Annotated in this window: 20 protein-coding genes and 1 pseudogene; 6 read left to right on the top strand and 15 right to left on the bottom strand. The window is 70.4% G+C overall.

Translation table 11 applies throughout. From position 1 onward, the window contains the following. Nucleotides 1–39: 39 nt before the first annotated feature. The 7 genes and pseudogenes from IG08_RS0140555 to tkt form a co-directional block, all read right to left on the bottom strand. Nucleotides 40–627 carry a histidine phosphatase family protein gene (locus IG08_RS0140555; protein WP_030615204.1) on the bottom strand — a complete coding sequence of 196 codons (588 nt, stop codon included), beginning with the start codon at nucleotides 625–627 and terminating at the stop codon, nucleotides 40–42. Between the two features lie 6 nt (nucleotides 628–633). Beyond that, nucleotides 634–1,512, bottom strand: coding sequence for a phosphogluconate dehydrogenase (NAD(+)-dependent, decarboxylating) (gene gnd, locus IG08_RS0140560; protein ID WP_030615206.1), 879 nt, complete (start codon nucleotides 1,510–1,512; stop codon nucleotides 634–636). Between the two features lies 1 nt (nucleotide 1,513). After that, nucleotides 1,514–3,166 carry a glucose-6-phosphate isomerase gene (gene pgi / locus IG08_RS0140565; RefSeq protein WP_030615209.1) on the bottom strand — a complete coding sequence of 551 codons (1,653 nt, stop codon included), beginning with the start codon at nucleotides 3,164–3,166 and terminating at the stop codon, nucleotides 1,514–1,516. Next, nucleotides 3,159–4,094 (bottom strand): glucose-6-phosphate dehydrogenase assembly protein OpcA, encoded by a 936-nt coding sequence (gene opcA, locus IG08_RS0140570; RefSeq protein ID WP_030615213.1) that lies wholly within the window; start codon nucleotides 4,092–4,094, stop codon nucleotides 3,159–3,161. Before opcA ends, pgi begins: the two co-directional genes overlap by 8 nt. Next, nucleotides 4,091–5,660 (bottom strand): annotated as a pseudogene (gene zwf / locus IG08_RS54880) (glucose-6-phosphate dehydrogenase). Before zwf ends, opcA begins: the two are co-directional and overlap by 4 nt. Then, complete coding sequence (gene tal, locus IG08_RS0140580; protein ID WP_030615215.1) at nucleotides 5,657–6,802, bottom strand: transaldolase; 1,146 nt, start codon at nucleotides 6,800–6,802, stop codon at nucleotides 5,657–5,659. The pseudogene zwf and the gene tal overlap by 4 nt, the downstream one beginning before the upstream one ends. A 19-nt stretch (nucleotides 6,803–6,821) precedes the next feature. After that, nucleotides 6,822–8,897, bottom strand: a complete 2,076-nt coding sequence (gene tkt / locus IG08_RS0140585) for a transketolase (RefSeq protein WP_030615217.1) — start codon at nucleotides 8,895–8,897, stop codon at nucleotides 6,822–6,824. Nucleotides 8,898–9,043: 146 nt separating this feature from the next. Here tkt and IG08_RS0140590 point away from each other — a divergent pair, with 146 nt between their 5' ends. Together IG08_RS0140590 and IG08_RS0140595 are read left to right on the top strand one after the other, a co-directional pair. Continuing rightward, nucleotides 9,044–9,949 (top strand): helix-turn-helix domain-containing protein, encoded by a 906-nt coding sequence (locus tag IG08_RS0140590; protein WP_030615224.1) that lies wholly within the window; start codon nucleotides 9,044–9,046, stop codon nucleotides 9,947–9,949. Between the two features lie 224 nt (nucleotides 9,950–10,173). Next, on the top strand, nucleotides 10,174–10,602 hold the full coding sequence (locus IG08_RS0140595; RefSeq protein ID WP_078655927.1) for a spore germination protein GerW family protein: 429 nt from the start codon (nucleotides 10,174–10,176) through the stop codon (nucleotides 10,600–10,602). Nucleotides 10,603–10,653: 51 nt separating this feature from the next. On the opposite strand, the gene IG08_RS0140600 is transcribed toward IG08_RS0140595, so the two are convergent. From IG08_RS0140600 to IG08_RS0140615, 4 genes are all read right to left on the bottom strand, one after another. Then, on the bottom strand, nucleotides 10,654–12,039 hold the full coding sequence (locus tag IG08_RS0140600; RefSeq protein ID WP_030615226.1) for a glycoside hydrolase family 16 protein: 1,386 nt from the start codon (nucleotides 12,037–12,039) through the stop codon (nucleotides 10,654–10,656). Between the two features lie 143 nt (nucleotides 12,040–12,182). After that, a complete protein-coding gene (locus IG08_RS0140605) occupies nucleotides 12,183–14,018 on the bottom strand; it encodes a hypothetical protein (protein WP_052425064.1) in 1,836 nt (611 codons plus the stop codon). A 243-nt stretch (nucleotides 14,019–14,261) separates the two neighbouring features. After that, nucleotides 14,262–15,497, bottom strand: coding sequence for a L,D-transpeptidase (locus tag IG08_RS0140610; protein WP_030615230.1), 1,236 nt, complete (start codon nucleotides 15,495–15,497; stop codon nucleotides 14,262–14,264). Nucleotides 15,498–15,676: 179 nt separating this feature from the next. After that, nucleotides 15,677–17,779, bottom strand: a complete 2,103-nt coding sequence (locus IG08_RS0140615; protein ID WP_030615232.1) for an MMPL family transporter — start codon at nucleotides 17,777–17,779, stop codon at nucleotides 15,677–15,679. Between the two features lie 202 nt (nucleotides 17,780–17,981). Between IG08_RS0140615 and IG08_RS0140620 the strand changes: the two genes are divergently transcribed. Continuing rightward, nucleotides 17,982–18,386, top strand: a complete 405-nt coding sequence (locus tag IG08_RS0140620) for a VOC family protein (RefSeq protein ID WP_030615235.1) — start codon at nucleotides 17,982–17,984, stop codon at nucleotides 18,384–18,386. An 89-nt stretch (nucleotides 18,387–18,475) separates the two neighbouring features. Here the strand turns inward: IG08_RS0140620 and IG08_RS0140625 are convergent, their stop codons facing one another. Both IG08_RS0140625 and IG08_RS0140630 read right to left on the bottom strand, forming a co-directional pair. Next, nucleotides 18,476–19,144: a response regulator gene (locus tag IG08_RS0140625; protein WP_030615238.1), complete on the bottom strand. Its 669-nt coding sequence runs from the start codon at nucleotides 19,142–19,144 to the stop codon at nucleotides 18,476–18,478. Continuing rightward, nucleotides 19,141–20,349, bottom strand: coding sequence for a sensor histidine kinase (locus IG08_RS0140630; protein WP_030615252.1), 1,209 nt, complete (start codon nucleotides 20,347–20,349; stop codon nucleotides 19,141–19,143). The genes IG08_RS0140625 and IG08_RS0140630 overlap by 4 nt, the downstream gene beginning before the upstream one ends. A 189-nt stretch (nucleotides 20,350–20,538) precedes the next feature. Between IG08_RS0140630 and IG08_RS0140635 the strand changes: the two genes are divergently transcribed. After that, nucleotides 20,539–22,380, top strand: a complete 1,842-nt coding sequence (locus IG08_RS0140635) for a sulfatase-like hydrolase/transferase (protein WP_420823310.1) — start codon at nucleotides 20,539–20,541, stop codon at nucleotides 22,378–22,380. Nucleotides 22,381–22,387: 7 nt separating this feature from the next. On the opposite strand, the gene IG08_RS0140640 is transcribed toward IG08_RS0140635, so the two are convergent. Together IG08_RS0140640 and IG08_RS0140645 are read right to left on the bottom strand one after the other, a co-directional pair. Continuing rightward, nucleotides 22,388–23,143 (bottom strand): IclR family transcriptional regulator, encoded by a 756-nt coding sequence (locus tag IG08_RS0140640; protein ID WP_030615258.1) that lies wholly within the window; start codon nucleotides 23,141–23,143, stop codon nucleotides 22,388–22,390. Beyond that, the gene (locus IG08_RS0140645; RefSeq protein WP_030615261.1) at nucleotides 23,140–23,571 is read right to left on the bottom strand and encodes a MarR family winged helix-turn-helix transcriptional regulator; all 432 of its coding nucleotides are present in this window, start codon (nucleotides 23,569–23,571) and stop codon (nucleotides 23,140–23,142) included. The genes IG08_RS0140640 and IG08_RS0140645 overlap by 4 nt, the downstream gene beginning before the upstream one ends. 245 nt (nucleotides 23,572–23,816) lie before the next feature. Between IG08_RS0140645 and IG08_RS0140650 the strand changes: the two genes are divergently transcribed. Both IG08_RS0140650 and IG08_RS0140655 read left to right on the top strand, forming a co-directional pair. After that, the gene (locus IG08_RS0140650) at nucleotides 23,817–24,734 is read left to right on the top strand and encodes an SDR family NAD(P)-dependent oxidoreductase (protein ID WP_030615265.1); all 918 of its coding nucleotides are present in this window, start codon (nucleotides 23,817–23,819) and stop codon (nucleotides 24,732–24,734) included. Between the two features lie 2 nt (nucleotides 24,735–24,736). Next, the gene (locus IG08_RS0140655; RefSeq protein WP_030615267.1) at nucleotides 24,737–25,621 is read left to right on the top strand and encodes an amidohydrolase family protein; all 885 of its coding nucleotides are present in this window, start codon (nucleotides 24,737–24,739) and stop codon (nucleotides 25,619–25,621) included.

Raw genomic sequence — 25,621 nt, forward strand, 5'->3', positions numbered from 1 at the left:
GTTCGGAGACGTTCTGCAGCCCGGGCGCCGTCCGGTGTCCTACAGCCGGGTGTTCCACTCCGCGATCACGGGCCGGCCGTGTTCCGTGGACAGTCGGCTGACCGTGCCGGTCGCCAGCTGGAAGAGTCGCCCGTCCGCCGGGGCGAGCCCCAGCCGCCGGGCCGTGAGTACCCGTAGGAAGTGGGCGTGGGCCACGAGGACCACATCGCCGCCGGGGAGGGCGGCGTCCACCCGGGCCAGCACACGGTCGGCGCGCTGCCCCACTTCCGCGGGTGACTCGCCGGGGTGGCCGTCCGGGCCCGGTGGTACGCCGTCGGTCCACAGGTACCAGTCGGGGCGGGTGCGGTGGATGTCGACGGTGGTGACGCCCTCGTAGGCGCCGTAGTCCCACTCGTGCAGGTCGGGGTCGGGTACGGCCCCGGTGATGCCCGCCAGTTCGGCGGTGCGTATCGCGCGGGCCAGCGGGCTGGTCAGCGCGAGGGCGTAGGTCCGCGACGAGAGGAGTGGAGCGAGGAACTTGGCCTGTTCCTCGCCGTGCTGGGTGAGGGGCAGGTCGGTCCAGCTGGTGTGCTGTCCCGACACGCTCCACTCCGTCTCGCCGTGGCGGACCAGCAGGAGGTCCCCCACGGCGCGCTACTCCTTCGACTCGACGGCGTGCCCGCCGAACTGGTTGCGCAGCGCCGCGATCATCTTCATCTGCGGCGAGTCGTCCTGGCGGGACGCGAACCGGGCGAAGAGCGAGGCGGTGATCGCCGGCAGCGGTACGGCGTTGTCGATGGCCGCCTCGACGGTCCACCGGCCCTCGCCGGAGTCCTCCGCGAAGCCGCGCAGCTTGTTCAGGTGCTCGTCCTCGCCGAGGGCGTTCACCGCGAGGTCAAGCAGCCAGGAACGGATGACCGTCCCCTCCTGCCAGGACCGGAACACCTCGCGCACGTCGGTGACCGAGTCCACCGCTTCCAGCAGCTCCCAGCCCTCGGCGTAGGCCTGCATCATGGCGTACTCGATGCCGTTGTGGACCATCTTGGAGAAGTGCCCGGCACCGACCTTGCCCGCGTGGACATAGCCGTACGGCCCTTCCGGCTTGAGCGCCTCGAAGATCGGCTGGAGCCGGTCCACGTGCTCCTTGTCGCCGCCGACCATCAGGGCGTAGCCGTTCTGCAGACCCCACACACCGCCCGAGACGCCCGCGTCGACGAAGCCGATGCCCTTGGCACCCAGCTCCTCGGCGTGCTTCTCGTCGTCGGTCCAGCGGGAGTTGCCGCCGTCGACCACGGTGTCGCCGGCGGACAGGAGGTCGCCGAGCTCGTCGACGACGGTCTGCGTCGCGGCGCCGGCCGGGACCATCACCCAGACGGTGCGCGGGGCTTCGAGCTTGTCGACCAGTTCGGACAGGCTCGCCACGTCGGAGACTTCGGGGTTGCGGTCGTAGCCGATGACGGTGTGGCCGGCGCGGCGGATCCGCTCGCGCATGTTGCCGCCCATCTTGCCGAGGCCGATGAGTCCCAACTGCATGTCAGTGCACTTCCTTCAGTTCACGGTAGGCGGCCACGAGGGCGGTGGTGGAGGCGTCGAGACCGGGCACGTCGGCGCCTTCGGTGAGGGCGGGTTCGACGCGCTTGGCGAGGACCTTGCCGAGTTCGACGCCCCACTGGTCGAAGGAGTCGATGTTCCAGACGGCGCCCTGGACGAACACCTTGTGCTCGTAGAGGGCGATCAGCTGGCCGAGGACGGAGGGAGTGAGTTCCTTCGCCAGGATCGTGGTCGTGGGGTGGTTGCCCTTGAAGGTGCGGTGCGCCACCTGCTCCTCGGACGCACCCTCCGCGCGCACCTCCTCCGCGGTCTTGCCGAAGGCGAGCGCCTGCCCCTGCGCGAACAGGTTGGCCATCAACAGGTCGTGCTGCGCCTTGAGTTCGTCGCTCAGTTCGTCGACGGGACGGGCGAAGCCGATGAAGTCCGCCGGGATGAGCTTCGTACCCTGGTGGATCAACTGGTAGTAGGCGTGCTGCCCGTTGGTGCCGGGCGTGCCCCACACCACCGGTCCGGTCTGCCACTCCACCGGGTTGCCGTCACGGTCCACCGACTTGCCGTTGGACTCCATGTCCAGCTGCTGCAAGTAGGCCGTGAACTTGGACAGATAGTGGCTGTAGGGCAGTACGGCGTGTGACTGGGCGCCGAAGAAGTTGCCGTACCAGATGCCCAACAGGCCGAGGAGGAGCGGGGCGTTGTCCTCGGCGGGAGCGTTCTGGAAGTGCTCGTCGACGATCCTGAACCCGTCGAGCATCTCCAGGAAGCGGTCCGGGCCGATGGCGATCATCAGGGACAGGCCGATCGCGGAGTCGTAGGAGTAGCGGCCTCCGACCCAGTCCCAGAACTCGAACATGTTGTCCGGGTCGATGCCGAACTCGGTGACCTTGCCGGCGTTCGTCGACAGGGCGACGAAGTGCTTCGCCACGGCCTTGTCCTCGCCGAGGCCGCCGGGGCCCTCCAGAAGCCACGAGCGGGCCGAGGTCGCGTTGGTGATCGTCTCGATCGTGGTGAACGTCTTGGACGCGACGATGAACAGCGTCTCCGCCGGATCCAGGTCGCGCACCGCCTCGTGCAGGTCGGCGCCGTCCACGTTGGACACGAAGCGGAACGTCAACTCCCGTGCCGTGAAGGCCCGCAGCGCCTCGTACGCCATCGCCGGACCCAGGTCCGAGCCGCCGATGCCGATGTTGACGACGTTCTTGATGCGCTTGCCGGTGTACCCGGTCCACTCGCCGGAGCGGACCCGGTTCGCGAAGGCGCTCATCTTGTCGATGACCGCGTGGATCCCCGGCACTACGTTCTCGCCGTCGACCTCGATCACCGCGCCCGCGGGGGCCCGCAGCGCGGTGTGCAGGACGGCCCGGTCCTCGGTGACGTTGATCTTCTCGCCCCGGAACATGGCGTCGCGCAGCCCGGACACGCCGGTGGCCGTGGCCAGTTCCTGCAGCAGGGCCAGCGTCTCGTCGGTGATCAGGTGCTTGGAGTAGTCGATGCGCAGATCACCGACGTGCACGACGTACCGCTCGGCCCGTGCGGGGTCCGAGGCGAACAGCTCCCGCAGATGGCCGTGCCACTCGGCACGGTGGTCCTCCAGGGCGGTCCACTCGGGGCGGCGGGTGAGCCGGGGAGAGTCAGACATGGGAAGGGGTCTCCTTGGTGCCCTCGCCCCGCAGGGCGACGGCGTACATCTCGTCCGCGTCGAGGCGCCTGAGCTCCTCGGCGATGAGTTCGGAGGTGGTGCGGACCTTCAGCGCGAGGGTGCGGGAGGGCTGGCCCGGCAGGGACAGCGTGGCCAGCGGGCCCTCGGGGCGGTCGATGACGACCTCGCCGTTCGCGGTGCCCAGGCGCACGGCCGTGACGACCGGACCGGCGGTGACGACCCGGTCGATCTTCACCTTCAGCCGCGCCTCCAGCCAGCGCGCGAGCAGTTCGGCGGCCGGGTTGTCCTCCTCGGCCTCCACGGCCCCCGAGATGATCCGCTCCCGGGCCTGGTCCAGCGCCGCCGCCAGCATCGAGCGCCACGGGGTGAGCCGGGTCCAGGCGAGGTCGGTGTCGCCGGGCGCGTAGGAGCGGACCCGGGTCTCGAGCACCTGAAGCGGGTTCTCCACCGCGTACAGGTCGGTGATCCGGCGCTGGGCCAGTGCCCCCAGCGGGTCCTTCGCGGGGTTCTCGGGCGCGTCCACCGGCCACCACACGACGACCGGGGCGTCCGGCAGCAGGAGGGGCAGGACGACGGAGTCGGCGTGGTCGGACACCTCGCCGTACGTCCGCAGGATCACGGTCTCGCCGGTGCCGGCGTCGGCGCCCACCCGGACCTCGGCGTCGAGGTGCGAGTTGGTGCGGTCGCGCGGGGTGCGGGCGTGCCGCTTGATGACGACCAGGGTGCGCGAGGGGTGCTCGTGCGAGGCCTCCTCGGCCGCCTTGATCGCGTCGTAGGCGTTCTCCTCGTCCGTGACGATGACCATCGTCAGGACCATGCCCACGGCAGGGGTGCCGATGGCGCGGCGGCCCTGCACCAGTGCCTTGTTGATCTTGCTTGCCGTGGTGTCGGTCAGGTCGATCTTCATGGCCTGCGCCAGCTCCGTCCGTCTCGTGCGAGCATCTCGTCGGCTTCCTCGGGTCCCCAGCTGCCCGACGCGTACTGCGCCGGCCGGCCGTGCGTCGCCCAGTGCTCCTCGATCGGGTCGAGGATCTTCCAGGACTCTTCCACTTCCTGGTGGCGGGGGAACAGGTTGGCGTCCCCGAGGAGGACATCCAGGATGAGCCGCTCGTACGCCTCCGGGCTGGACTCCGTGAACGACTCGCCGTAGGCGAAGTCCATCGTCACGTCCCGGATCTCCATCGAGGTGCCGGGAACCTTCGAACCGAACCGGACCGTCATGCCCTCGTCGGGCTGGACGCGGATGACGATCGCGTTCTTGCCCAGCTCCTCGGTGGCCGTGGAGTCGAAGGGGGAGTGCGGGGCCGTCTGGAAGACCACCGCGATCTCGGTGACCCGGCGGCCCAGGCGCTTGCCGGTGCGCAGATAGAAGGGCACGCCCGCCCAGCGCCGGTTGTCGACGTTCACCTTGATGGCGGCATACGTGTCCGTCGTGGAGGCCGGGTCGATGCCGTCCTCCTCCAGGTAGCCGAGCACCTGCTCGCCGCCCTGCCAGGCCGCCGCGTACTGCCCGCGCACCGTGTGCTCGCCCAGGTTCTCCGGCAGCTGCACCGACTTCAGCACCTTGAGCTTCTCGGTGAGCAGCGACTCGGCGTCGAAGGCGATGGGCTCCTCCATGGCGGTCAGCGCCATCAGCTGGAGGAGGTGGTTCTGGATGACGTCACGGGCGGCGCCGATGCCGTCGTAGTAGCCGGCGCGGCCGCCGATGCCGATGTCCTCGGCCATCGTGATCGCGGAGCGCCAGGATGTTCTGGACGGTCTCCTTGCCGAGGTAGTGGTCGATGCGGAACACCTGGTCCGGCTCGAACACGTCGTGCACGAGGGCGTTCAGCTCACGTGCGCTCGACAGGTCGTGGCCGAACGGCTTCTCGATGATCGCTCGTCGCCAGGAGCCCTCCGGGGCGTCGGCCAGCCCGTGCTTCTTGAGCTGCCGGACGACCTTCGGGAAGAACTTCGGCGGTACGGAGAGGTAGAAGGCGTAGTTGCCGTTGGTGCCCCGGGAGGCGTCCAACTCGTCGACCGCGGAGCGCAGTTGCTTGAACGCCTGGTCGTCGTCGAAGTCACCCGGGATGAACCGCATGCCCTCGGCGAGCTGCTGCCAGACCTCCTCGCGGAACGGGGTCCGGGAGTGCTCGCGCACCGAGTCGTGCACCACCTGCGCGAAGTCCTGGTCCTCCCAGTCGCGCCGGGCGAAGCCGACCAGCGAGAAGCCCGGCGGGAGCATCCCGCGGTTGGCCAGGTCGTACACGGCCGGCATCAGCTTCTTGCGGGACAGGTCGCCGGTGACACCGAAGATGACGAGCCCGGACGGGCCCGCGATCCGGGGGAGGCGGCGGTCCTGAGGGTGGCGCAGGGGATTGGACCACTCGTCGGACCAGTCGGCGGCCGGGAGGACCGGGGTGGCCGGGGTGGCCGGGGTGGTCACCTCCGCCGCCGTCTCGGTTTCCGTCGTGTCGGGAAGCTCCTCGCTCATTCGCCGTCGACCCCCTTGCTGTTCAGGGACTTCGTCACGGCGTCCAGCAGGTCGTTCCAGGCCACCTCGAACTTGGCGACGCCCTCGTCCTCCAGCTGCTGCACGACCTGGTCGTACGAGATCCCGAGCTGCTCCACGGCGGCCAGGTCGGCGCGGGCCTGCGCGTAGCCGCCGGTGACGGTGTCGCCGATGATGTCGCCGTGGTCGGCGGTGGCGTTCAGCGTGGCTTCCGGCATGGTGTTGACCGTGCCCGGCGCGACCAGGTCGTCGACGTACAGCGTGTCCTTGTACGCCGGGTCCTTCACGCCGGTCGAGGCCCACAGCGGACGCTGCTTGTTGGCCTTGGCGCCGGCGAGGGCGGTCCAGCGGAGCCCGCCGAAGACATCCTCGTAGGCCTCGTAGGCGAGCCGCGCGTTCGCCAGCGCGGCCTTGCCCTTGAGCGACAGCGCCTGGTCGGTTCCGATGACCGTCAGCCGCTTGTCGATCTCGGAGTCGACGCGGGAGACGAAGAAGGAGGCCACGGAGTGGATGGTGGAGAGGTCGAGGCCCTTCTCGGCGGCCCTCTCGAGGCCCGCCAGGTAGGCGTCCATGACCTCGCGGTAGCGCTCCAGCGAGAAGATCAGCGTGACGTTGACGCTGATGCCGAGGCCGATGACCTCGGTGATCGCCGGGAGACCGGCCTTCGTCGCCGGGATCTTGATCATCACGTTGGGTCGGTTCACCAGCCAGGCGAGCTGCTTGGCCTCGGCGATCGTCGCCCGCGTGTTCTGGGCGAGGCGCGGGTCGACCTCGATGGAGACCCGGCCGTCGCGGCCGCCCGTGGCGTCGTACACCGGACGCAGGACGTCGGCGGCGGCGCGCACGTCGGCGGTCGTCATCATCCGGACGGCCTCGTCGACCGTCACGCCGCGCACGGCCAGGTCGGCGAGCTGCTCCTCGTAGCCCTCGCCGGAGCCGATGGCGGCCTGGAAGATGGACGGGTTGGTGGTGACACCCACCACGTGCTTCGTCTCGACGAGTTCGGCGAGGTTCCCGGACTCGATCCGCTTGCGCGACAGGTCGTCCAGCCAGATGGAGACGCCCTCGTCGGACAGGCGCTTGAGTGCTCCCGCGGTCGCGGTTGCTTCGGTCACTTTGATCATCTTCTTTCTGGCGATCGGATCAACCGCGCGCGGCAGCGAGGGAGGCCTTGGCTGCGGCGGCGACGTTCTCGGCGGTGAAGCCGTACTCGGCGAACAGGGTCTTCGCGTCGGCGGAGGCGCCGAAGTGTTCGAGGGAGACGATGCGTCCTGCGTCACCTACGAACCGGTACCACGTCAGACCGATCCCGGCCTCGATTGCGACGCGCGCTCGCACGGACGGCGGAAGGACGCTGTCGCGGTACTCGCGCGGCTGCTCCTCGAACCACTCCACGGACGGCATCGACACCACCCGGGTGCCGACCCCCTCGGCCTCCAGCGCCTCGCGCGCGGCGACGGCGAGCTGGACCTCGGAGCCGGTGGCGATGAGGACGACGTCGGGGGTCGCCTTGGACGACTCGCGAAGGACGTAACCGCCCTTGGCCGCGTCCGGGTTCGGCGCGTACGTCGGCACGCCCTGGCGGGTCAGCGCGAGGCCGTGCGGGGCCGGGTTCGTGGCGTGCCGCTTGAGGATCTCGGCCCAGGCGATGGCCGTCTCGTTGGCGTCGGCCGGGCGGACGATGTTCAGGCCCGGGATGGCGCGCAGCGCGGCGATGTGCTCGACCGGCTGGTGGGTGGGGCCGTCCTCGCCGAGGCCGATGGAGTCGTGCGTCCAGACGTACGTCACGGGCAGCTGCATCAGCGCGGAGAGGCGGACGGCGTTGCGCATGTAGTCGGAGAACACCAGGAAGGTGCCGCCGTAGATACGGGTGTTGCCGTGCAGCGCGATGCCGTTCATCTCCGCGGCCATCGAGTGCTCGCGGATGCCGAAGTGGATCGTGCGGCCGTAGGGGTCGGCCTCCGGGAGCGGGTTGCCCTTCGGAAGGAAGGAGCTCGTCTTGTCGATGGTGGTGTTGTTCGAGCCGGCGAGGTCGGCGGAGCCGCCCCACAGCTCGGGGATGACCGCGCCGAGCGACTGGAGCACCTTGCCGGAGGCGGCGCGGGTGGCGACCGCCTTGCCCTCCTCGAAGACCGGGATCGATGACTCCCAGCCCTCGGGGAGCTGGCCGGCGACGATCCGGTCGAACAGCTTCGCCCGCTCCGGCTGGGCGCCGCGCCACTTGTCGATCTGCTTGTCCCAGGCGGCGTGCGCCTCGGCGCCCCGGTCCAGGGCCCGGCGGGCATGGGCGAGGACCTCGTCCGCCACCTCGAAGGACCGCGACGGGTCGAAGCCCAGGAGGCGCTTGGTGGCGGCGATCTCGTCGGCGCCGAGCGCGGAACCGTGCGAGGCCTCCGTGTTCTGGGCGTTCGGGGCGGGCCAGGCGATGATCGTGCGCATCGCGATGATGGACGGCCGCTCGGTCTCGGCCTGGGCGGACTTGAGGGCCGCGTAGAGGGCGTGGACGTCGATGTCGCCGCCCAGCGCGGGCTCGATCCGCTGCACGTGCCAGCCGTAGGCCTCGTACCGCTTCAGAACGTCCTCGGAGAAGGCGGTCGCGGTGTCGCCCTCGATGGAGATGTGGTTGTCGTCGTAGAGGAAGACGAGGTTGCCGAGCTTCTGGTGGCCGGCGAGGGAGGAGGCCTCGGCGGAGATGCCCTCCTCCAGGTCGCCGTCGGAGACGATCCCCCAGATGGTGTGGTCGAAGGGGGAGGCGCCCTCGGGGGCCTCGGGGTCGAACAGGCCGCGCTCGTAGCGGGCGGCCATCGCCATGCCCACCGCGTTGGCGACGCCCTGGCCGAGAGGGCCGGTGGTGGTCTCGACGCCGGCCGTGTGCCCGTACTCGGGGTGACCGGGCGTCTTCGAACCGTGGGTGCGGAAGGCCTTGAGGTCGTCGAGCTCCAGCTCGTACCCGGAGAGGAAGAGCTGGGTGTAGAGCGTCAGCGAGGTGTGGCCGGGGGAGAGGACGAAGCGGTCACGACCGGTCCACTCGGGATCAGCCGGATCGTGACGCATCACCTTCTGAAAGATCGTGTACGCCGCCGGGGCCAGGCTCATCGCGGTGCCCGGGTGGCCGTTGCCGACCTGCTGCACGGCATCGGCCGCCAGCAGGCGGGCGGTGTCGACGGCACGCCGGTCGAGTTCGGTCCATTCGAAGCTGTCCGGTGTCTGCGTGCTCATCTTCAAGAAGTCCTCGATCGGAGCGGAGTGACCGGTCTGTTGCGTTCAACCTTAAAAGTCTGACTTTTACAGGAGAAGGTCACCGTGTGTCAGCCTGTGGTGAAAGTGGGACACGGACAGCACCAGCTGAGCGGCACGAGAAGGACATGGCGGACAGAACCATCCAAGGCGGAGACGGTGACGGGGAAGTGGACGGGATCCGAACGTTCCCCTTCCCCGTAGAGCTGAGCGTGTGTGGAGTCGGCATGCAGGTCGGCCCCATGGGCACCGACCGCACCTGGCACGCCGACGCACCGCTGGAGCGCGTGCACCGCATCGACTTCCACGTCGTGATGCTCTTCGACGAGGGCCCCGTGCACCACATGATCGACTTCGCCGAGTACGAGGCGACGGCCGGCGACCTGCTGTGGATCCGCCCGGGGCAGGTCCACCGTTTCTCGCGCACGAGCGGGTACCGCGGAACCGTCCTCACCATGCAGCCCGGCTTCCTGCCCCGCGCCACGGTGGAGGCCACCGGCCTCTACCGCTACGACCTGCCGCCCCTGCTCCACCCCGACGAGCCGCAGCTCGCGGGGCTCAGGTCCGCGCTCGCCCAGCTCCAGCGCGAGTACGAGGACTCCTCGACGCTCCCGCTCAGCCTGCACACCTCGGTGCTGCGCCACTCGCTCACGGCGTTCCTGCTGCGCCTCGCCCACCTCGCGGCGAGCTCCGCGGAGGCGGCCAGACGGCAGTCCGACACCACCTTCACGCTCTTCCGGGACGCCGTGGAGAAGGGCTTCGCCACCAACCACAGCGTCAGCGCCTACGCCGACGCCCTCGGCTACTCCCGCCGTACCCTCGTCCGCGCGGTCCGCGCCGCGACCGGCGAGACCCCGAAGGGCTTCATCGACAAGCGCGTGATCCTGGAGGCGAAGCGGCTGCTGGCCCACACCGACATGCCGATCGGCCGCGTCGGCGCGGCGGTGGGTTTCCCCGACGCAGCCAACTTCTCGAAGTTCTTCCACCAGCACACGGACCTGACGCCGGCGGGGTTCCGGGCGGAGCTGCGGTGACGCTCCGCTGGGGGCACGGCGATGGGTCGTCTTTCGGCTGCGGATCCGTTGTGGCTGGTCGCGCAAGTCCCCGCGCCCCTTTGGGCGTTGAGTTGTTGTCGGTCCGTCGGGGCGCTGACGGAAGGGGGGCCTCCGGCCTATGGTGAAGCGGCTTGCGTTCGGCGTACGTCCATATCGCGGCGTAGCCCGGTCGGCGCCGCTCCCGAGGAGGACGGTGGCCCGCCATGAGTGAATCCGAGCACGACGCCCCGCCCCCGCCCGCACCCGTGGTCGGCCCGGACCCGACGGTGGCCCACCCCTCCGGCACCCTGCTGGACCGCCTCGCCGAAAGGCTCGGTGGCCGCGCCTCGGTGACCGTCGTCTACGGCGAACCCGTGACCGCCCACGACGTCACCGTCATCCCGGTCGCCAGGGTCGGCTTCGGGTTCGGCGGGGGAGTCGTACGCGTGGGCGGCGGGAAGGGGACCGGCGACGGCGGCGGAGGCGGTGGGGGAGTCGAGGCCAGGCCCGTCGGCTACATCGAGATGCGGGACGGCACCACCGTGTACCGGCCGATCCGGGACCCCTGGGTGGACGTCGTGGTCCCCCTCGCGGCCCTCGTCGTGGGAACCGTGCTCCCCAAGGTCGTCGAGGCGCTGCGCCGACGGAAGTGACGGCGACGCCCCGCGAGGCCTTCCTCGCGGGGCGCTGAGCCGACAGCCGTGTCAGTGACCGAAGTTGAACCAGTTCACGTTCACGAAGTCGGCCGACTGGCCGCTGGTGAAGCTGAGATAGACGTCATGGGTGCCGGTGACGGAGCTGATGTTCGCCGGGACCGTTCTCCAGGACTGCCAGCCGCCCGTGTTGGCGATCGAGAAGCTGCCGATCGGTGTGCTGGTACGGCTGTCCAGGCGCACCTCGACCAGACCGCTGACGCCGGTCGCCGCACCGCTCGCCACCCGGGCGACGAACTGAGTGGCCGCCGTGGAGCCGAAGTTGACGTTCTGGTAGAGCGCCCAGTCGCCGTTGGCGAGGGAGCCGATGTTCTGGCCGGCGCCGGTGTCGGTCGTCGTCTCCGTGGCCGTACCGGACTGGCTGTTGTAGGACTCGGCCTGGATGGTCGCGTAGGCGTCGCGGGTGTCGGTCGGCGGAGGCGTGGTACCGCTCCCACCGGCCGACAGCACCTGGACGTAGTCGACGGTCATCGGGACGCCGGACCGGGTGTCGCCGTCCAGGCCGCCGCCGAACGCGTCGGGGAACGCGCCGCCCATCGCCACGTTCAGGATGATGAAGAAGCCGTGGTTGGTGGCGTTGGTCCAGGTCGTCGCGTCGACCTGACTGGCCGTGACCGTGTGGAAGTTGACGCCGTCGACGTAGAAGCGGATCGCCTCCGGGCTCACCGAACGGTCCCACTCCATGGTGTAGGTGTGGAATCCCGACTGGCAGGTCGTGTTCGGGCATGCGACGGAGTTGCCGAGGCCGGTCGTCTCGTTGCACGGGCCGCCCGGGTTGGTGCCGCAGTGCATCGTGGCCCACACGGTGTTGCGGCCCTGGACGTTCTCCATGATGTCCAGCTCGCCGACGCTCGGCCAGTTCTGGTAGTTGCCCCGGTAGGGCGCGCCCAGCATCCAGAACGCCGGCCAGTAGCCCTCGGCCGCGGTGCCGGTGACGTTGGGCATCTGGATGCGCGCCTCGACGCGCAGCTTGCCGCCCGACGGGGGCTGGAAAGCGGTGCTGTTGGTCTCGATGCGGCCCGAGGTCCAGTTGCCCGCCGAGTCGCGGATCGGGGTGATGCGCAGGTTGCCGCTGCCGTCGAGGGAGACGTTGTTCGTGCTGTTCGTCATCGTCTCGACCTCCCCGGTGCCCCAGTTCGCGGGGCCGCCCGGATAGCCGGTGCCGGTCGCGTACTGCCAGTTGGAGGTGTTGACGCCGGTGCCCGCGGCGCCGTTGAAGTCGTCGAGGAAGACCTGGGTCCAGCCCGCCGGGGGCGTGGGCGCGGAGGCGTCGGCGGGGAGGGTGGCGGCCGTCGCGATGGCGGCCGCCAGACCGAGTGTGCTGAGTACGGCCACGAGCATGCGTCGCCGTCTGGGTATGCCGGAGGTTTCACTCATGGGGCGTGCCTCTCGGGTACGGAGTGGGGTGTGCGGGTCCCGGTGAGAGCGCTCTCAAAGTGGGCCCAATGTGCTCTCAGCCACTCCGGCCGTCAAGAGGTGTAACAGTGAAAGTCCTTTTGCCCCAGGTGAGTTAACCGTTCCTAAGTTGATTGGCCAATGTTGGCCGTATCGGGCATTCCGAACAGCGTGAGCTGGTCGTGGATGCTGGGCCCCCGAACGGTGGTGGGGCCGTGGGGCGGGTGCTTTCCGGGTGGGCGCGCTCGTGTCTGACGCACCACTAGGGTGCTGCGCGAGGTCCGTGCCGGAGCTGTCCGCTCCGTACGGCCTGTGCTGTGGTGACTCGACGCTACGGGGGCGGTGGTCCCGGTGCGATCCTCTGGTCGCACGGCCCCTGCCTCAGCACGCCGTGAGGCGGTGGTGGCAGGGGTTTGGCGGGGTCCGTCATTCCTGCGCCGGGCCGTACAGCCCAGACCGCGTCTGCCGACGACCACCGCGGCGGCATGATGCCCTGTGACGGTGGTCGAACCGGAAGAAGTCTGCTGTTCTTTGAGGGGGTTGAGCCAGTGCTGGGCACCCCACCTGCTCGAATACGCAGGGTCGACCGCGATCACGGAGAGCCCGGCATGGTGGGCCATCCCGGCCAACCGGTCACGGAATTTCCCGGTCGGGATGCCCGCCACCGTGCGCCGGAAGGCTTTGCCGCGCCTGCCCCGGCCCAGCTTCTCCCGGCCGGTGGCGCGGGCGTCGGCGAAGTCAAGGTTCTCGATCACGAGTGCCGCGCATTCATGGTGCTGCGCGAGGTGCAGAAGCTGCGAGATGGCTTCGCGCAGCCTCGCGTCCCGGGTGGTGGCGGGCAGCCCGGACAGCTGAAGGGGGATGGTGTGGGGGGTGGCGACGGGGTTGCCGTGGGGGTCGATGATCCAGGCGGCGAGGTGGTCGGCGTTCACGTCCACCGCGAGCACCCGATGCCGCCGCAGCGTCTCAAGGGCCGGGACCGTGACCTTCTGCCCCTTGGCCGTGGCAGACCAGGAGGCATCCAGGTACCAGCGTCCGCGCGTCGGGTCGTAGGTGATGTCGTAGCGGACCGAGGCGCCCGAGGCGATCCGGTCCGCCCATGCCTCGCCCCGGTGGCTGAAGGTCGCCGCCGCGTCCAGCACGTACCGGCCGCGCGGGGCGTTGGCGTAAGCCGGGCGCAGCGGGTCGGGCAGCACCATCGCGACCTGGCCGTCGGCCGGGTTGATGCTCAGGGTGTAGTTCCCAAATGGCGCCCCGGCCTCGCCGTCGGCGGTGAGAAACATCCGACGCGCCGACCAGACCTCACCCCAGCCCTCCACCTGCGCCCGCCAGTCAGCCTCGCTCAGCGGCTTGGGGGAGGTGGCGCTGTCGTAGAGATGGTGGCGGGAATGGAGCAGGCGGCGTCCGCCCCGGGTGATGCGCACCCGGCCGCTCTCGCGTTCCCGCACGGCCCGGCGCAGCTCGCCCTCAAGGATCTGCAGCCGTTGCTGCTTGGCCCGCCGCTCGGCGTTGTCGGCGTACCCGCGTACCCACCTGCGCCCTCGCCGCTCCCGGCTGCCGGGTGCGATGGCGAGGCGGGCGGTGATCGTGGCGATGGCCTGGCGCAGCGAGCCGATACGGGCGTTCAACGCCCGCCGGGCCAGCTGGTACTGGTCCTCGCTGGTGCGGGTGATCGACCCCGCCCAGCGGGACGAGGAACGGCCGGTCAGCGCCTTCTTCCGCTCGGCCCGCCGATTGCGCGCGGCGGGTACGTTCCCGATCCGCACCCGCGCCGCCAGATCCACCCCCGCCAGCGCGCCCAAGTGCGCCCCGACCGCCCGCAGGACGACTACGTCGGCGGGCGAGAGGTGCAGGCGGGTGCGGATGCGGCATCCTGAGGGCGGGGCGACGACGAACGGGGCGGACAGCGCACGGCGGGGACGCGGCTCCCGCTTCTTGGCACCCCGCCCCCGCTTGCCCATCGCCGTGCACCCCCGCCCACCTGCTGATGATCCCGATGGGCCGAAGCTAACCCCCGCCCCCACACCCCGGGAAGCACATGACCGCGAATGACGAACAACTGATCCGATCCGTGCGGGAAGGCCAGAAAGTGATCGTCGGCTAGATCATTCGCCACCGACCACAGCACCCTGACCTGTCCGAAATGGCCGACGCCGGCCTACACATCCGGGAGCTGCATCCAACCCGATGAAGGGGGGGACCTGTCAGAGCGCGCTCCCCGCCTTCCAGTCCGCCCAGCTCATGTTCCAGCCGTTGAGGCCGTTGGACGGGTCGACGGTCTCCTCGCCCGAGTTCTTCACGATCACCACGTCGCCGAGCATGGAGCTGTCGTAGAACTTGTAACCGGCCACGGAGCTGTCGCTGGCGCCCTTCGCGTCGTGCAGGCCGACGCAGCCGTGGCTGGTGTTCTCGCTGCCGAAGATCGAGGTGGACGCCCAGTAGTTGCCGTGGACGAAGGTGCCGGACGTGGTCAGGCGCTGGGCGTGCGGGACGTCCTTGATGTCGTACTCGTCGCCGAGGCCGACGGTGGAGGACTCCATGCGGGTCTGCTTGAACCGCTCACTGATCACCATGATCCCGGACCAGGTGGTGTGGTCGGAGTCGCCGCCGGAGACGGGGTAGGTGGCCAGCGGCGCCCCGTCCCGCTCGACCACCATCTGCTTGGTGGACAGGTCGACGGTGCTGATCTGCTCGCGGCCGATGTGGAAGGTGACGTCCTTCGACTGGACGCCGTAGACGCCGTCCGTGCCCTCGATGTCCTTGAGCCGCAGACCGAGCGTGATCGTCGTACCGGCCGCCCAGTAGGTCTCCGGCCGGAAGTCGAGACGGGTGTCGCTGAACCAGTGGCCCACCACCTCGACCGCGGGCTCGGCGCTGACCGTGATCGCCTTCTCGACAGCGGCCTTGTCGGACACGGCGTGCGTGAAGTTGACCGACACCGGCATGCCGACGCCGGAGGTCGAGTTCGCCTCCGGCGTGAAGTAGCCCACGAAGGTCTCCCCGGGGGACTTCGTGGTGAAGGTCACGGTCTTCTCGGTGCCGCCCGTCGTCTTGGCCGCGACCGTGTACTTCGCGCCCGAGTACGGGTTCCTTGTCGACGTCCATTTCGTCTTGGAGTCGTTGAAGGACCCGGCCAGGGTGGACCCGTCATTGCCGGTGACCTGCACGGACGAGAGCGTGCCGTCGGTCACCGTGACCTCGACGGGGCTGGTGAAGCCAGCCTTCTTAGTGCCGTCCGCGGGGGTGACCGAGAGAGTGGGCTTCTTGGTCGCGGCCTTCACCGACGCGGTTGCTTTCGTGGCCTCCGAAGCGTCTGCCGACCCGCTGCACCCTGTCAGTGCGGCAGCGGCCGGCACGGCGCCGAGGGCGACGAGTATCCCGCGCCGGGACCACCTCTCCGACTGCTGCTCGGACCGGTTCGATATGTGCGGGACGCCCACGGCACGCCTTCCTGAGATATCCACCTTTGCGGGTGCATCGTGCGCCTCGTACCTGGGGTGAACCTTTGAAACGGTGGATCACTGTCTGAGATTCCGGTGAGGAGACACTGAGAGAAGGCCTGACCGCGGCAGACACGCGGAAAGCCACGGGAGATACCGCCTGTGGCCTCCGGGGGACGTCAGACGTTCGTCGTCACGGACTGCTCGGGCGCCGCCGCCTCGCGCAGCCCGAACCGCTCGTGCAGCCGGCTGAGCAGCTTCGGCGCCCACCAGGCTCGCCGGCCGAGCAGCGCCATCGTCGCGGGGACGAGCAGCATCCGTACGACCGTCGCGTCGATCAGCACGGCCAGGGTCAGGCCGAGACCGATCTGCAGGATCGGGGAGAAGCCGCCCGTCATGAAGGCGCCGAAGACGACCGCGAGGAGCAGGGCGGCGCAGGTGACGACCCGGCCGGAGCGGCGCAGACCGGTCACCACGGCCTCCTGGTCGTCCCCCGTCAGCTGCCGGGCCTCACGCATCCGGGCCAGGATGAACAGCTCGTAGTCCATGGCGAGTCCGAAGGCGATCGCGATGATCAGCGGAGGTGCGGTGAGGCTGAGCGCACCCAGACCCTCGGCGCCCAACAGCCCGGCCAGATGCCCGTCCTGGAAGACCCAGACCACCACACCGAGTGCGGCACCCAGGCTGAGGAGAGTCGTCGCGATCGTGCGCAGCGGGATCAGTACCGAGCCGGTGAAGGCGAACAGCAGGACGAAGATGCCGGCCAGCACGGTCAGGGCCGCCCAGGGTGCCCGCTCGCCGAGCATCGCGCGGAAGTCGACCAGCCGGGCCGCGACACCGGTCACCTCGACGGGTTCGTCGCCGCGGACGTCCCGGATCCGCTCGACCAGGTCGGTGGCCGCCTCGCCGTCCACGCTGCCGGGCGGCTGCAGTTCGAGGACCGTGTTGCCACCCGCCAGGTCACGGGACTCGGTGTTCGGGGACAGGCCACGGATCCGGTCGGCGGTAGCTTCGTCGGTGCCGGGCTTGAGGACGACGGTCACCGGGGACACCCCGGTGCCCGCCGGGAAGTGGGCGTCGACGGTGTCGTACAACTGTCGTGCCTCGGTGCTGGAAGGGAGTTGCTGGGCGTCGCCGATGGCGATCCGCATGCCGGTGACGGGCAGGGCCAGTACCAGCAGGGCCGGGACGACGGTGACCAGGACGGCGATGCGGCGGCGCGCGGAGAAGCGGGCGATGCGGGCGAAGAGACGGCCCTCCTCGTCCCCGGACTTCACACGCGACGGCTTGATCTTCCCGCCGAACTTCGTGAGCAGCGCGGGCAGGAGAGCCACCGCGGCCAGCATGTCGATGACCACGACGGCGGCCACGGCCAGGCCCATGCTGCGCAGGAAGACGCTCGGGAAGACCAGCAGCCCGGTCAGGCTGACCGCCACGGTGAGCCCCGAGAACATCACGGTCCGCCCGGCCGCCGCCACCGTGCGGTGCACGGCCTCGACGACATCCTCGGTGTGCCGTCGCTCCTCACGGAAGCGGACCAGCATCAACAGGGCGTAGTCCACGGCGAGTCCGAGGCCCAGCATGGTGGTGACCTGGATCGCGTACACGGAGATGTCGGTGACCTGGCTGAAGGCGAACAGGGCCAGGAACGCGCCAGCGATCCCGCTCACCGCGATCACCAGCGGCACCGCGGCCGCGCGCAACCCGCCGAACACGACGAGCAGCAGGGCGAGGACGATCGGCAGGGAGATCAACTCGGCGTTCTTCACGTCCTCCTGGGCGCGTTCACCGAGCTGCCTGCCGAGCAGCTCGCCGCCGCTGACGTGGACCTCGGGTGCTTCGATCTGCTTGATGCGTGCCACGGCCGCGTCTGTCGCGTCCTCCTCGGCGTCGTCGGACAGCCCGCCCTCGAAGGTGACCGGAATGATCAGGGCCTGTCCGTCCCGGGCGGTGAGCCCGGGCGTGGTGTACGGATCCGGTACGGCGGCCACGCCGGCGATCTCACGGACCTCGGCGACGGCCCGGTCGACCTGGGCACGCAGCGCCGCGTCGGATACCGCCTCGCCCTCGACGACGGCGGTGATCTCCTCGCCGGTCGGGGAGATGCCGCTGATGTAGTCGTCGGCCATGTCCGACTCGGTGCCGGGCACGTCGGGCACGTCGTCGGAGAGCTTGCCGAAGACGCCCGTCCCGAGCCCGAAGCCGAGCAGCAGGAAGACCACCCAGAGGCAGATGACGGTCAGCGGGCGGCGGGTCGCTGCCCGGGCGAGTGAGGAGAGCACGGTCGCCTCCCGGCGAGTTGAGGAGTTCTACCGTCCTCAGGCTCCTGCCGCGGGCGTGCTCACCGGATCGCCGGGGGGAGCGGTTTCGGCGCCTCCGTCGTACGGGGGAGACCGGGCGTCCCCTCACTCCTCGGAGGGAGGAATTACCGGTACCGGTCGGGGAGTTGATCCACTCGACACCCGCGATCCCCGAGGAGCCCGTATGCCCGACGCACCCGCCGTCCGTGAACTCCGTCTCGTCGTCACGGCGGACGACTACGACGAGGCGCTGCGCTTCTACCGCGATGTCCTCGGCCTGCCCGAACGCGCCGCGTTCTCCTCTCCCGGAGGGCGGGTCACCATCCTGGAGGCGGGCCGCGCGACCCTGGAGCTGACCGACCCGAACCACGCCGCGTTCATCGACGACGTCGAGGTCGGGCGGCGGGTGGCCGGGCACATTCGGGTGGCCTTCGAGGTGGCCGACTCCAGCGCGGTGACGCGGGCGCTGGCCGACGCCGGGGCCGAGGTGGTGGCCGAGCCGACGCGTACGCCCTGGAACTCCCTGAACGCCAGGCTTGAGGCTCCGGGGGCGCTGCAGCTGACGCTCTTCACCGAGCTGGACGATTAGGGGCGCCGGAGACTGCGGGTCCGTGGGGGCTGGTCGCGCCCACGCGGCGGAGCCGCATGTCGATACAGCCCCCGCCCCCGTCGGGGCGCTCATGGTGCCCCTCGTGTGACCAGCCCCGTCTCGTACGCGCAGATCACCGCCTGCACGCGGTCCCTGAGGCCCAACTTGCTGAGCACGTTGCTGACATGGGTCTTCACGGTGTGTTCGCTCACGAAGAGAGCCGTGGCGATCTCCGCGTTGGACAGTCCGCGGGCCAGCATCCGCAGGGTCTCCACCTCGCGGGCGGTCAGGACGTCGAGGCGGTCGGGTGTGACGTCGTCGGCGGCCTCCTCGCGGCGGCGGCGCACGATGTCCGCGACGAGGCGGCGGGTCACGGCCGGTGCGAGCAGCGAGTCGCCGGCCGCGACCACGCGCACCGCGTGCACGAGGTCGTCCCGGCGCACGTCCTTCAGCAGGAAGCCACTGGCGCCCGCGTACAGCGCCTCGTACACGTACTCGTCGAGGTCGAACGTGGTCAGCATGACCACCTTGCAACTGGACTGCGCGCACACCCGCCGCGCCGCGTCCAGGCCGTCCATGACGGGCATGCGGATGTCGAGGAGCAGCACGTCGGGCGTGTGCCGCTGCACCGCGGCGACCGCCTCGGCGCCGTCGCCCGCCTCGGCGACCACCTCGATGTCCGGCTGCGCCTCGAGGATCATGGTGAAGCCGCTGCGGACCAGTTCCTGGTCGTCGGCGACGACCACGCGGATGCTCACCCGAGGGCCGCCTCCCGGTCGGCGGTGGCGGGCAGTCGTACGACGACCCGGAAGCCGCCGTCCGGACCCGGGCCGGTCTCGGCGCTGCCCCCGCAGGCGGTGGCCCGCTCCCGCAGGCCGATCAGCCCGTGCCCGCCCTGCGCGTGCGCGGGGCCCCTGCCGTCGTCGGTCACCGTGAGCGTCAACTCTCCCTCCCCCCAGTCGAGTTCCACCTCTGCGGAGGAAGCGTACGCGTGCTTCACGGTGTTGGTGAGGGCTTCCTGGACCGTGCGGTAGGCGGCGACCTCGGTGTCCGGGGGGAGCGGGCGCGGGCGGCCGGTGGAGTGGAGGCCGACCTCCAGGCCGGTGGAATCGGCGACCTGCCGGATCAGTGCGGGGAGCGCGGCGAGGTCGGGCTGCGGCAGGCGGGCCGGGCCGCCCGCCCGGCGCTCCTCGTCCTTCAACACACCCAGAATGCGGCGCAGTTGGGTCATCGCGTCCCGCCCGGCCGCCGCGATCGCGTCGAACGCCGCCTCGGCACGCGCCGGATCACTGCGCACCACGACCGGTCCGGCCTCCGCCTGGACGACCATCAGGCTCACCGCGTGGGCCAGGATGTCGTGCATGTCCCGGGCGATCCGGGCGCGTTCCTGCGCGATCGCGCGCGCCGTGTCGGCCGCCCGCTCCCGCTCGAGGCGGCGGGCCCGGTCCTCGACCGCTGCGGTGTAGGCCCGTTGGACCCGGGCCAGCACGCCGAGGCCGTAGGCGCAGATCATGCCGGTCACATGGAAGGCGTACTCGAAGGGCTCGGAGTGTTCCTTGTGCTGCATGGTCAGGACGGCTCCGAGCAGCCAGCCCGCGAGCATCGTGCGCCGCTGCCAGGGCAGACCCCGGGCGGCCATCGCGTAGAGGACGACCAGCCCGCCGTACAGCACGTCCGGCGGCGGGGCGTGGTAGTACGCCATCGCCGTGGTGGCCAGCGACACCGCCCAGGCGGACGTGTAGGGGAAGCGCCGCCGCCACACCAGGGGAAGCGCCGTGGCGGCGCCGAGCAGCCAGCCCTGCAAGGAGAGCGGGTCGTCGCCCTCGTCGGGGAACATCCACTGCAGGGAGGCGGCGAACAGCACCAGGGCGGCGAGCGCCGAGTCGACGACGTACGGATTCGTCGTCCTCAGGCGAGCCACGACGCTGGAGAACGCGGGGGAGAACCAGGACCGTGCGGACATGGGCGGCTCCTCGGGGCGGGGCCGTTCCAGTATCACGACAGCCCAACGGCCGGGACCTCACCGGTGAGAGGGATATCGCCGCCTCCATTTGTGATCACTCCGATGCCGCGGAGCGGGAACCTCCACCCGGGGCATTCCCTCTCAGGAGTTGAAACAGAGCGTTCACCGCGTGTGCATGGTCTTGGACGGATGGTTGCGATCACCATCGGTTCAGCAGCCCGCATCGCCGTCCACCGGGGGATACGTATGCCCAGCCGCCGCCGCTTCCTCACCGGGGCCGCCGCCGCGCCCGTCGCGCTCGCGGCCACCTCGGCGTGCGAGGCCGGCGACGAGACGCAGCGCGCGCTCGACAACAAGCAGGCCTCGGCCGTACCGGCAGTGCAGTCCCCGTCGGGCAGGCTCAACTTCGTCGTGATCCTCGCCGACGACCTCGGCTACGGCGAACTCGGCTCCTACGGCCAGAAACTGATCCAGACACCCCGCCTGGACGCCCTCGCCGCCGACGGCCTGCGCTTCACCGACGCCTACGCGGCCGCCCCGGTGTGCGCGCCCTCGCGCTGCTCGCTGCTGACCGGGCTGCACAGCGGGCACGCGACCGTGCGGGAGAACCCGTGGGGCCCGGGCGGCCAAGGCGCCCTGACCGACCGGGACTTCACCTTCGCCGAGGCGCTGCGGACGCTCGGCTACCGCACCGGCGCCATCGGCAAGTGGGGCTTCGGGCCGGAGGCGCCGGACCAGCCGAGCCACCCCAACTCCCGTGGTTTCGAGGAGTTCTACGGCTACCTCACCCACCACCACGCCCACGACTACTTCCCCGAGTACCTGTGGCACAACGGCACCCGCGAGGAGATTCCCGACAACAAGGGCGGCGCCCGCGAGGTCTACGCACCCGACCTCATCGAGGAACGCGCGCTGAGCTTCATCGACGCCCACCGGGACGAGCCGTTCCTGCTCTACCTCGCCCCGACCGTGCCGCACGCCCCCAGCCAGGACCCGGACGCCGGCGAGTACGCCGACCGGCCCTGGACCGGCCCGAACAAGCGGCACGCCGCCCAGGTCACCTCCTTCGACACCCTCGTCGGCCGTGTCACCGACCGGCTCACCGAACGCGGCATCGCCGGGCGCACCGTCGTCCTCGTCACCAGCGACAACGGACCCCATGAGGAGGGCGGCACCGATCCCGAACTCTTCGACGGCAACGGCCCGTTGCGCGGCATCAAGCGGAACCTCTACGAGGGCGGCATCCGCGTCCCGTTCATCGCCTGGTCCCCGCGGCACATCCCGTCCGGCACCACGGACCGTCCCACCCCGCTCACCGACCTGCTGCCCACCCTCGCCGACCTCGCGGGCGCGCCCGCCCCGACGGACGTCGACGGACTCTCGCTCGCCCCGCTGCTGCGCGGCCGCGCGAACGCCGCCCGCCACGACAGCCTGTACTTCTACCGCAACCACGCCGGTGTCACCCCGCGTTCCGACGCCGCCGACCAGGGCCGGGGCCGCCGTCTCGCGGAGGCGCTGCGGCGCGGCGACCTGAAGGCGGTCCGGTTCGCACCGGGACAGAACCGCCGCGTCCCCGACGGCCAGTGGGAGGTCGAGCTGTACGACCTCGCCCGGGACCCCGGCGAGCAACGCGACCTCGCGGCGGCGCGGCCCGCCCAGGCCGATGCGCTGATGAAGCTGATGCGCGAGTCATGGGTACCGACGTATCGGCGCACGCCCTTCGGCATCACCCTTGAAGTCACCGGTCAGGGCCCGGAGTTCACGGTCACCGCCACCCTCGCCAACGGCTCCGCGCGCCCCTGGAACGCGCCCCGGCTCACCCTCGACGCACCGAGCGGCTGGAAACTGCGCGCCCTGGCCCCGGTCACCGCGGCCCACCTGAACGCGGGCGAACACCTCACGACCCGCTGGCAAGTCACCCGCGCCCAGGTCTCGACGGGCACGACGCTCGTCTGCCGGGGCACGGCACATCACGGGGAGGACGAGGTGGCGTACACGGCCACGGTGACGGCCACCGGGTCGCGTACGTGAGCCGGCCTCAGTGCGGCTGCGGCCGCCACCCGAGCGCCCGAGAGATCCCGAGCGCCGCGAGCCGCACCGCCGGGATCAACACCGGTACCTGGGCGTCGGATTGGGGCACCACGACCGACACGGCGGCGACCACCGTCCCGTCCGGCCCGCGCACGGGGGCGGCCACCGACAGGGCGTCGTCCGTGACCTGACGGCTGCTCACCGCCACGCCCGTGCGCCGCACTTCGGCCAGCACCCGGCGCAGCTTCCCCGGATCGGTGATCGTGTACGGCGTGAAGATGGCCAGCGGCTCCGCGCAGTACTCCTCCTGGGCCTGCGGATCGCCGTGCGCCAGCAGCACGAGTCCGACCCCGGTGGCGTGCAGCGGCCAGCGCGCCCCGACGCGGATGTGCACACCGACCGAGGAACGCCCCGCGATCCACTCGATGTACACGACGTCCGACCCGTCCCGCACCGCCAGCTGCACGTTCTCGTGCGTGGCTTCGTACAGGTCCTCCAGGTACGGCAGCGCGAGCTGTCGCAGCCCGACCCCGCGCGGTGCCAGCGCGGCGACCTCCCACAGCCTTAGCCCCACGTGGTAGACGCCGGAGGCGTCCCGCTCCAGGGCGCCCCACGCGGTGAGGGCCCCGGTCAGCCGGTGCGTGGTGGTCAGCGTCAGGCCGGCCCGCCGGCTGATGTCCGACAGGGACAGCGCCGGGTGCTCGTGGTCGAACGCGGCGAGCACGGACAGCAGCCGGTCGGGCGCGGAGCGGACGTCGGTCATGGCTGGTTGAGGCCGTCTTCCGCGATCCGCCGCAGCAGCGTGTGCAGGGTGTCGCGTTCGGTCGCGTCGAGGGGGCCCAGAAGATCGTTGGTCACGCGCAGGCCCGCCTCGTCCGTGTCCCGCAGGAAGGTGCGGCCGTCCTCGCTGAGCACGACGATCCGGCTGCGGCGGTCGTCGGGGGAGGGGCGGCGCTCGGCGAAGCCCAGCTTCTCCAGGTCGTCGACCAGGCCGACGATCGCGCTCGGGTCGTAGCCGAGCTGCGCGCTCAGCTCGCGCTGGAGCACACCGTCGGAGGTGGCGAGGAAGCGCAGCACCGCGTAGTGGCGCAGGCGCAGGCCCGACTCCTGCAGGAACGTGTTGAACAGCTGCCCCGAGCGCAGTCCCAGGCGGTACAGCAGATAGCCGGTGTCCGCGTGCAGCCCGCGCATCCACGGTTCGTCCGCGTCGATCGTGTCCGGGTTCGTGACGTGCTGGCGTGTGATGGCGGGCTCCCTGGTCTCGGTCCCGGTCTCGGTCCCTCGGGTCGGTACGACATGCAGATTCCAGCATGACGCACTCATAGGTCAACAACAACTATTGACGTCGACAATGATTGCTCTTAGCTTCGATCTCGTAGCCGCAGCACGCGTCTCGTAGCCGCACCACCCGCATCAGCTCGTGAAGGGACTCATCCGTGCCCAGCATCGATCTCACCGGCAAGGTCGCCGTCGTCACCGGCAGTGGCCGGGGCCTCGGCCTCGCCTACGCGCACGCCCTGGCCGCCCACGGCGCCTCCGTGGTCGTCAACGACGTCGACGAGGCCGTGGCCGAGGCGGCCGTGAAGTCCATCACCGAGGCGGGCGGCACGGCCGTCGCCGAGGTCGTCCCGGTCGGCACCACCGAGGCCGCGGAAGCGCTGGTCAACCGCGCGGTCGAGGAGTTCGGACGCCTGGACATCCTGGTCACCAACGCGGGCATCCTGCGCGACAAGGTGCTGTGGAAGATGTCCGACGAGGACTTCGACGCGGTGATCACCACTCACCTCAAGGGCACCTTCACCTGCGCCCGCGCCGCCGCCGTCCGGATGCGCGAGCAGGGCGAGGGCGGCACCCTGATCCTGGTCGGCTCCCCGGCCGGACAGCGCGGCAACTTCGGGCAGACGAACTACGCCGCCGCCAAGGCCGGCATCGCCGCGTTCGCCCGCACCTGGTCGATGGAGCTGGGCCGCGCGAACATCACCGTCAACGCGATCGTGCCGGTCGCCGCGACCGCGATGACCGAGACGATCCCGGCCTTCGCCCCGTACATCGAGGCCCTTCGCAATGGCCAGGCGTTCCCCGACTTCCTCCGCAAGGGCGAGGGCTTCGGCACCCCCGAGGACTGCGCCGCCCTCGTCCCGTTCCTCGCCTCCGAGGCCGCCCGCGGCATCACCGGCCAGGCCATCGGCATCGGCGGCGACAAGGTGGCACTCTGGTCGCATCCGCAGGAGATCAAGACGGCCTACGCCGACGGCGGCTGGACCCCCGAGACCCTGGCCGACGCCTTCCCCACGTCGGTCGGTGCCGAGCTCCAGTCGGTCGGTATCCCGGCCCCCAAGTTCCCGGAGGCCTGACCATGACGACCCTCAACGTCGAGGATCTCGTCGCGATCGACGTCCACACCCACGCGGAGGTGTCCTCCAAGGGCCACTCCTCCCTGGACGAGGACCTGCACGACGCCTCCTCCGCCTACTTCAAGGTGGAGGGCAAGCGGAAGCCGACCCTTCAGGAGACGGCCGCCTACTACCGCGAGCGGAAGATGGCCGCCGTGATCTTCACGGTGGACGCCGAGTCCGCGACCGGCACCGCGCCCGTCCCCAACGAGGAGGTCGCGGAGGCCGCCGCCGCCAACTCGGACGTCCTCATCCCCTTCGCCTCCATCGACCCCTTCCGCGGCAAGGCGGGCGTCAAGCAGGCCCGCCGCCTGGTCGAGGAGTACGGGGTGAAGGGCTTCAAGTTCCACCCCAGCATCCAGGGCTTCTTCCCCAACGACCGCTCGGTGGCGTACGACCTCTACGAGGTCATCGAGGAGACCGGCACCATCGCTCTGTTCCACACGGGTCAGACGGGCATCGGCGCCGGAGTCCCCGGCGGGGGCGGCATCAGGCTGAAGTACTCGAACCCGCTGCACGTGGACGACGTGGCGGCCGACTTCCCGCACCTGAAGATCATCCTGGCGCACCCGTCCTTCCCCTGGCAGGACGAGGCCCTCGCCGTCGCCACGCACAAGCCGGGCGTGCACATCGACCTCTCCGGCTGGTCTCCGAAGTACTTCCCGCCGCAGCTCGTGCAGTACGCGAACACGCTGCTCAAGGACAAGGTGCTCTTCGGCTCGGACTTCCCCGTCCTCACCCCCGACCGCTGGCTCGCCGACTTCGCGAAGCTGCCGATCAAGGACGAGGTCCGGCCGAAGATCCTCAAGGAGAACGCCGCCCGCCTGCTCGGGCTGACGAAGTCGTAA

Source organism: Streptomyces fulvoviolaceus (genome assembly GCF_000718165.1).
Lineage (GTDB): Bacteria > Actinomycetota > Actinomycetes > Streptomycetales > Streptomycetaceae > Streptomyces > Streptomyces fulvoviolaceus.

Excerpts from the sequence above, each read along its gene's own strand:
- IG08_RS0140620 (WP_030615235.1), top strand. The coding sequence starts at position 17,982 with ATGCCCGACGCACCCGCCGTCCGTGAACTCCGTCTCGTCGTCACGGCG.
- IG08_RS0140590 (WP_030615224.1), top strand. The coding sequence starts at position 9,044 with ATGGCGGACAGAACCATCCAAGGCGGAGACGGTGACGGGGAAGTGGAC.
- opcA (WP_030615213.1), bottom strand. The coding sequence starts at position 4,094 with ATGAAGATCGACCTGACCGACACCACGGCAAGCAAGATCAACAAGGCA.
- IG08_RS0140630 (WP_030615252.1), bottom strand. The coding sequence starts at position 20,349 with ATGTCCGCACGGTCCTGGTTCTCCCCCGCGTTCTCCAGCGTCGTGGCT.
- tal (WP_030615215.1), bottom strand. The coding sequence starts at position 6,802 with ATGATCAAAGTGACCGAAGCAACCGCGACCGCGGGAGCACTCAAGCGC.
- IG08_RS0140605 (WP_052425064.1), bottom strand. The coding sequence starts at position 14,018 with ATGGGCAAGCGGGGGCGGGGTGCCAAGAAGCGGGAGCCGCGTCCCCGC.
- IG08_RS0140655 (WP_030615267.1), top strand. The coding sequence starts at position 24,737 with ATGACGACCCTCAACGTCGAGGATCTCGTCGCGATCGACGTCCACACC.
- IG08_RS0140635 (WP_420823310.1), top strand. The coding sequence starts at position 20,539 with ATGGTTGCGATCACCATCGGTTCAGCAGCCCGCATCGCCGTCCACCGG.
- tkt (WP_030615217.1), bottom strand. The coding sequence starts at position 8,897 with ATGAGCACGCAGACACCGGACAGCTTCGAATGGACCGAACTCGACCGG.
- IG08_RS0140645 (WP_030615261.1), bottom strand. The coding sequence starts at position 23,571 with ATGCGCGGGCTGCACGCGGACACCGGCTATCTGCTGTACCGCCTGGGA.
- IG08_RS0140640 (WP_030615258.1), bottom strand. The coding sequence starts at position 23,143 with ATGACCGACGTCCGCTCCGCGCCCGACCGGCTGCTGTCCGTGCTCGCC.
- pgi (WP_030615209.1), bottom strand. The coding sequence starts at position 3,166 with ATGTCTGACTCTCCCCGGCTCACCCGCCGCCCCGAGTGGACCGCCCTG.
- IG08_RS0140600 (WP_030615226.1), bottom strand. The coding sequence starts at position 12,039 with ATGAGTGAAACCTCCGGCATACCCAGACGGCGACGCATGCTCGTGGCC.
- IG08_RS0140595 (WP_078655927.1), top strand. The coding sequence starts at position 10,174 with ATGAGTGAATCCGAGCACGACGCCCCGCCCCCGCCCGCACCCGTGGTC.
- gnd (WP_030615206.1), bottom strand. The coding sequence starts at position 1,512 with ATGCAGTTGGGACTCATCGGCCTCGGCAAGATGGGCGGCAACATGCGC.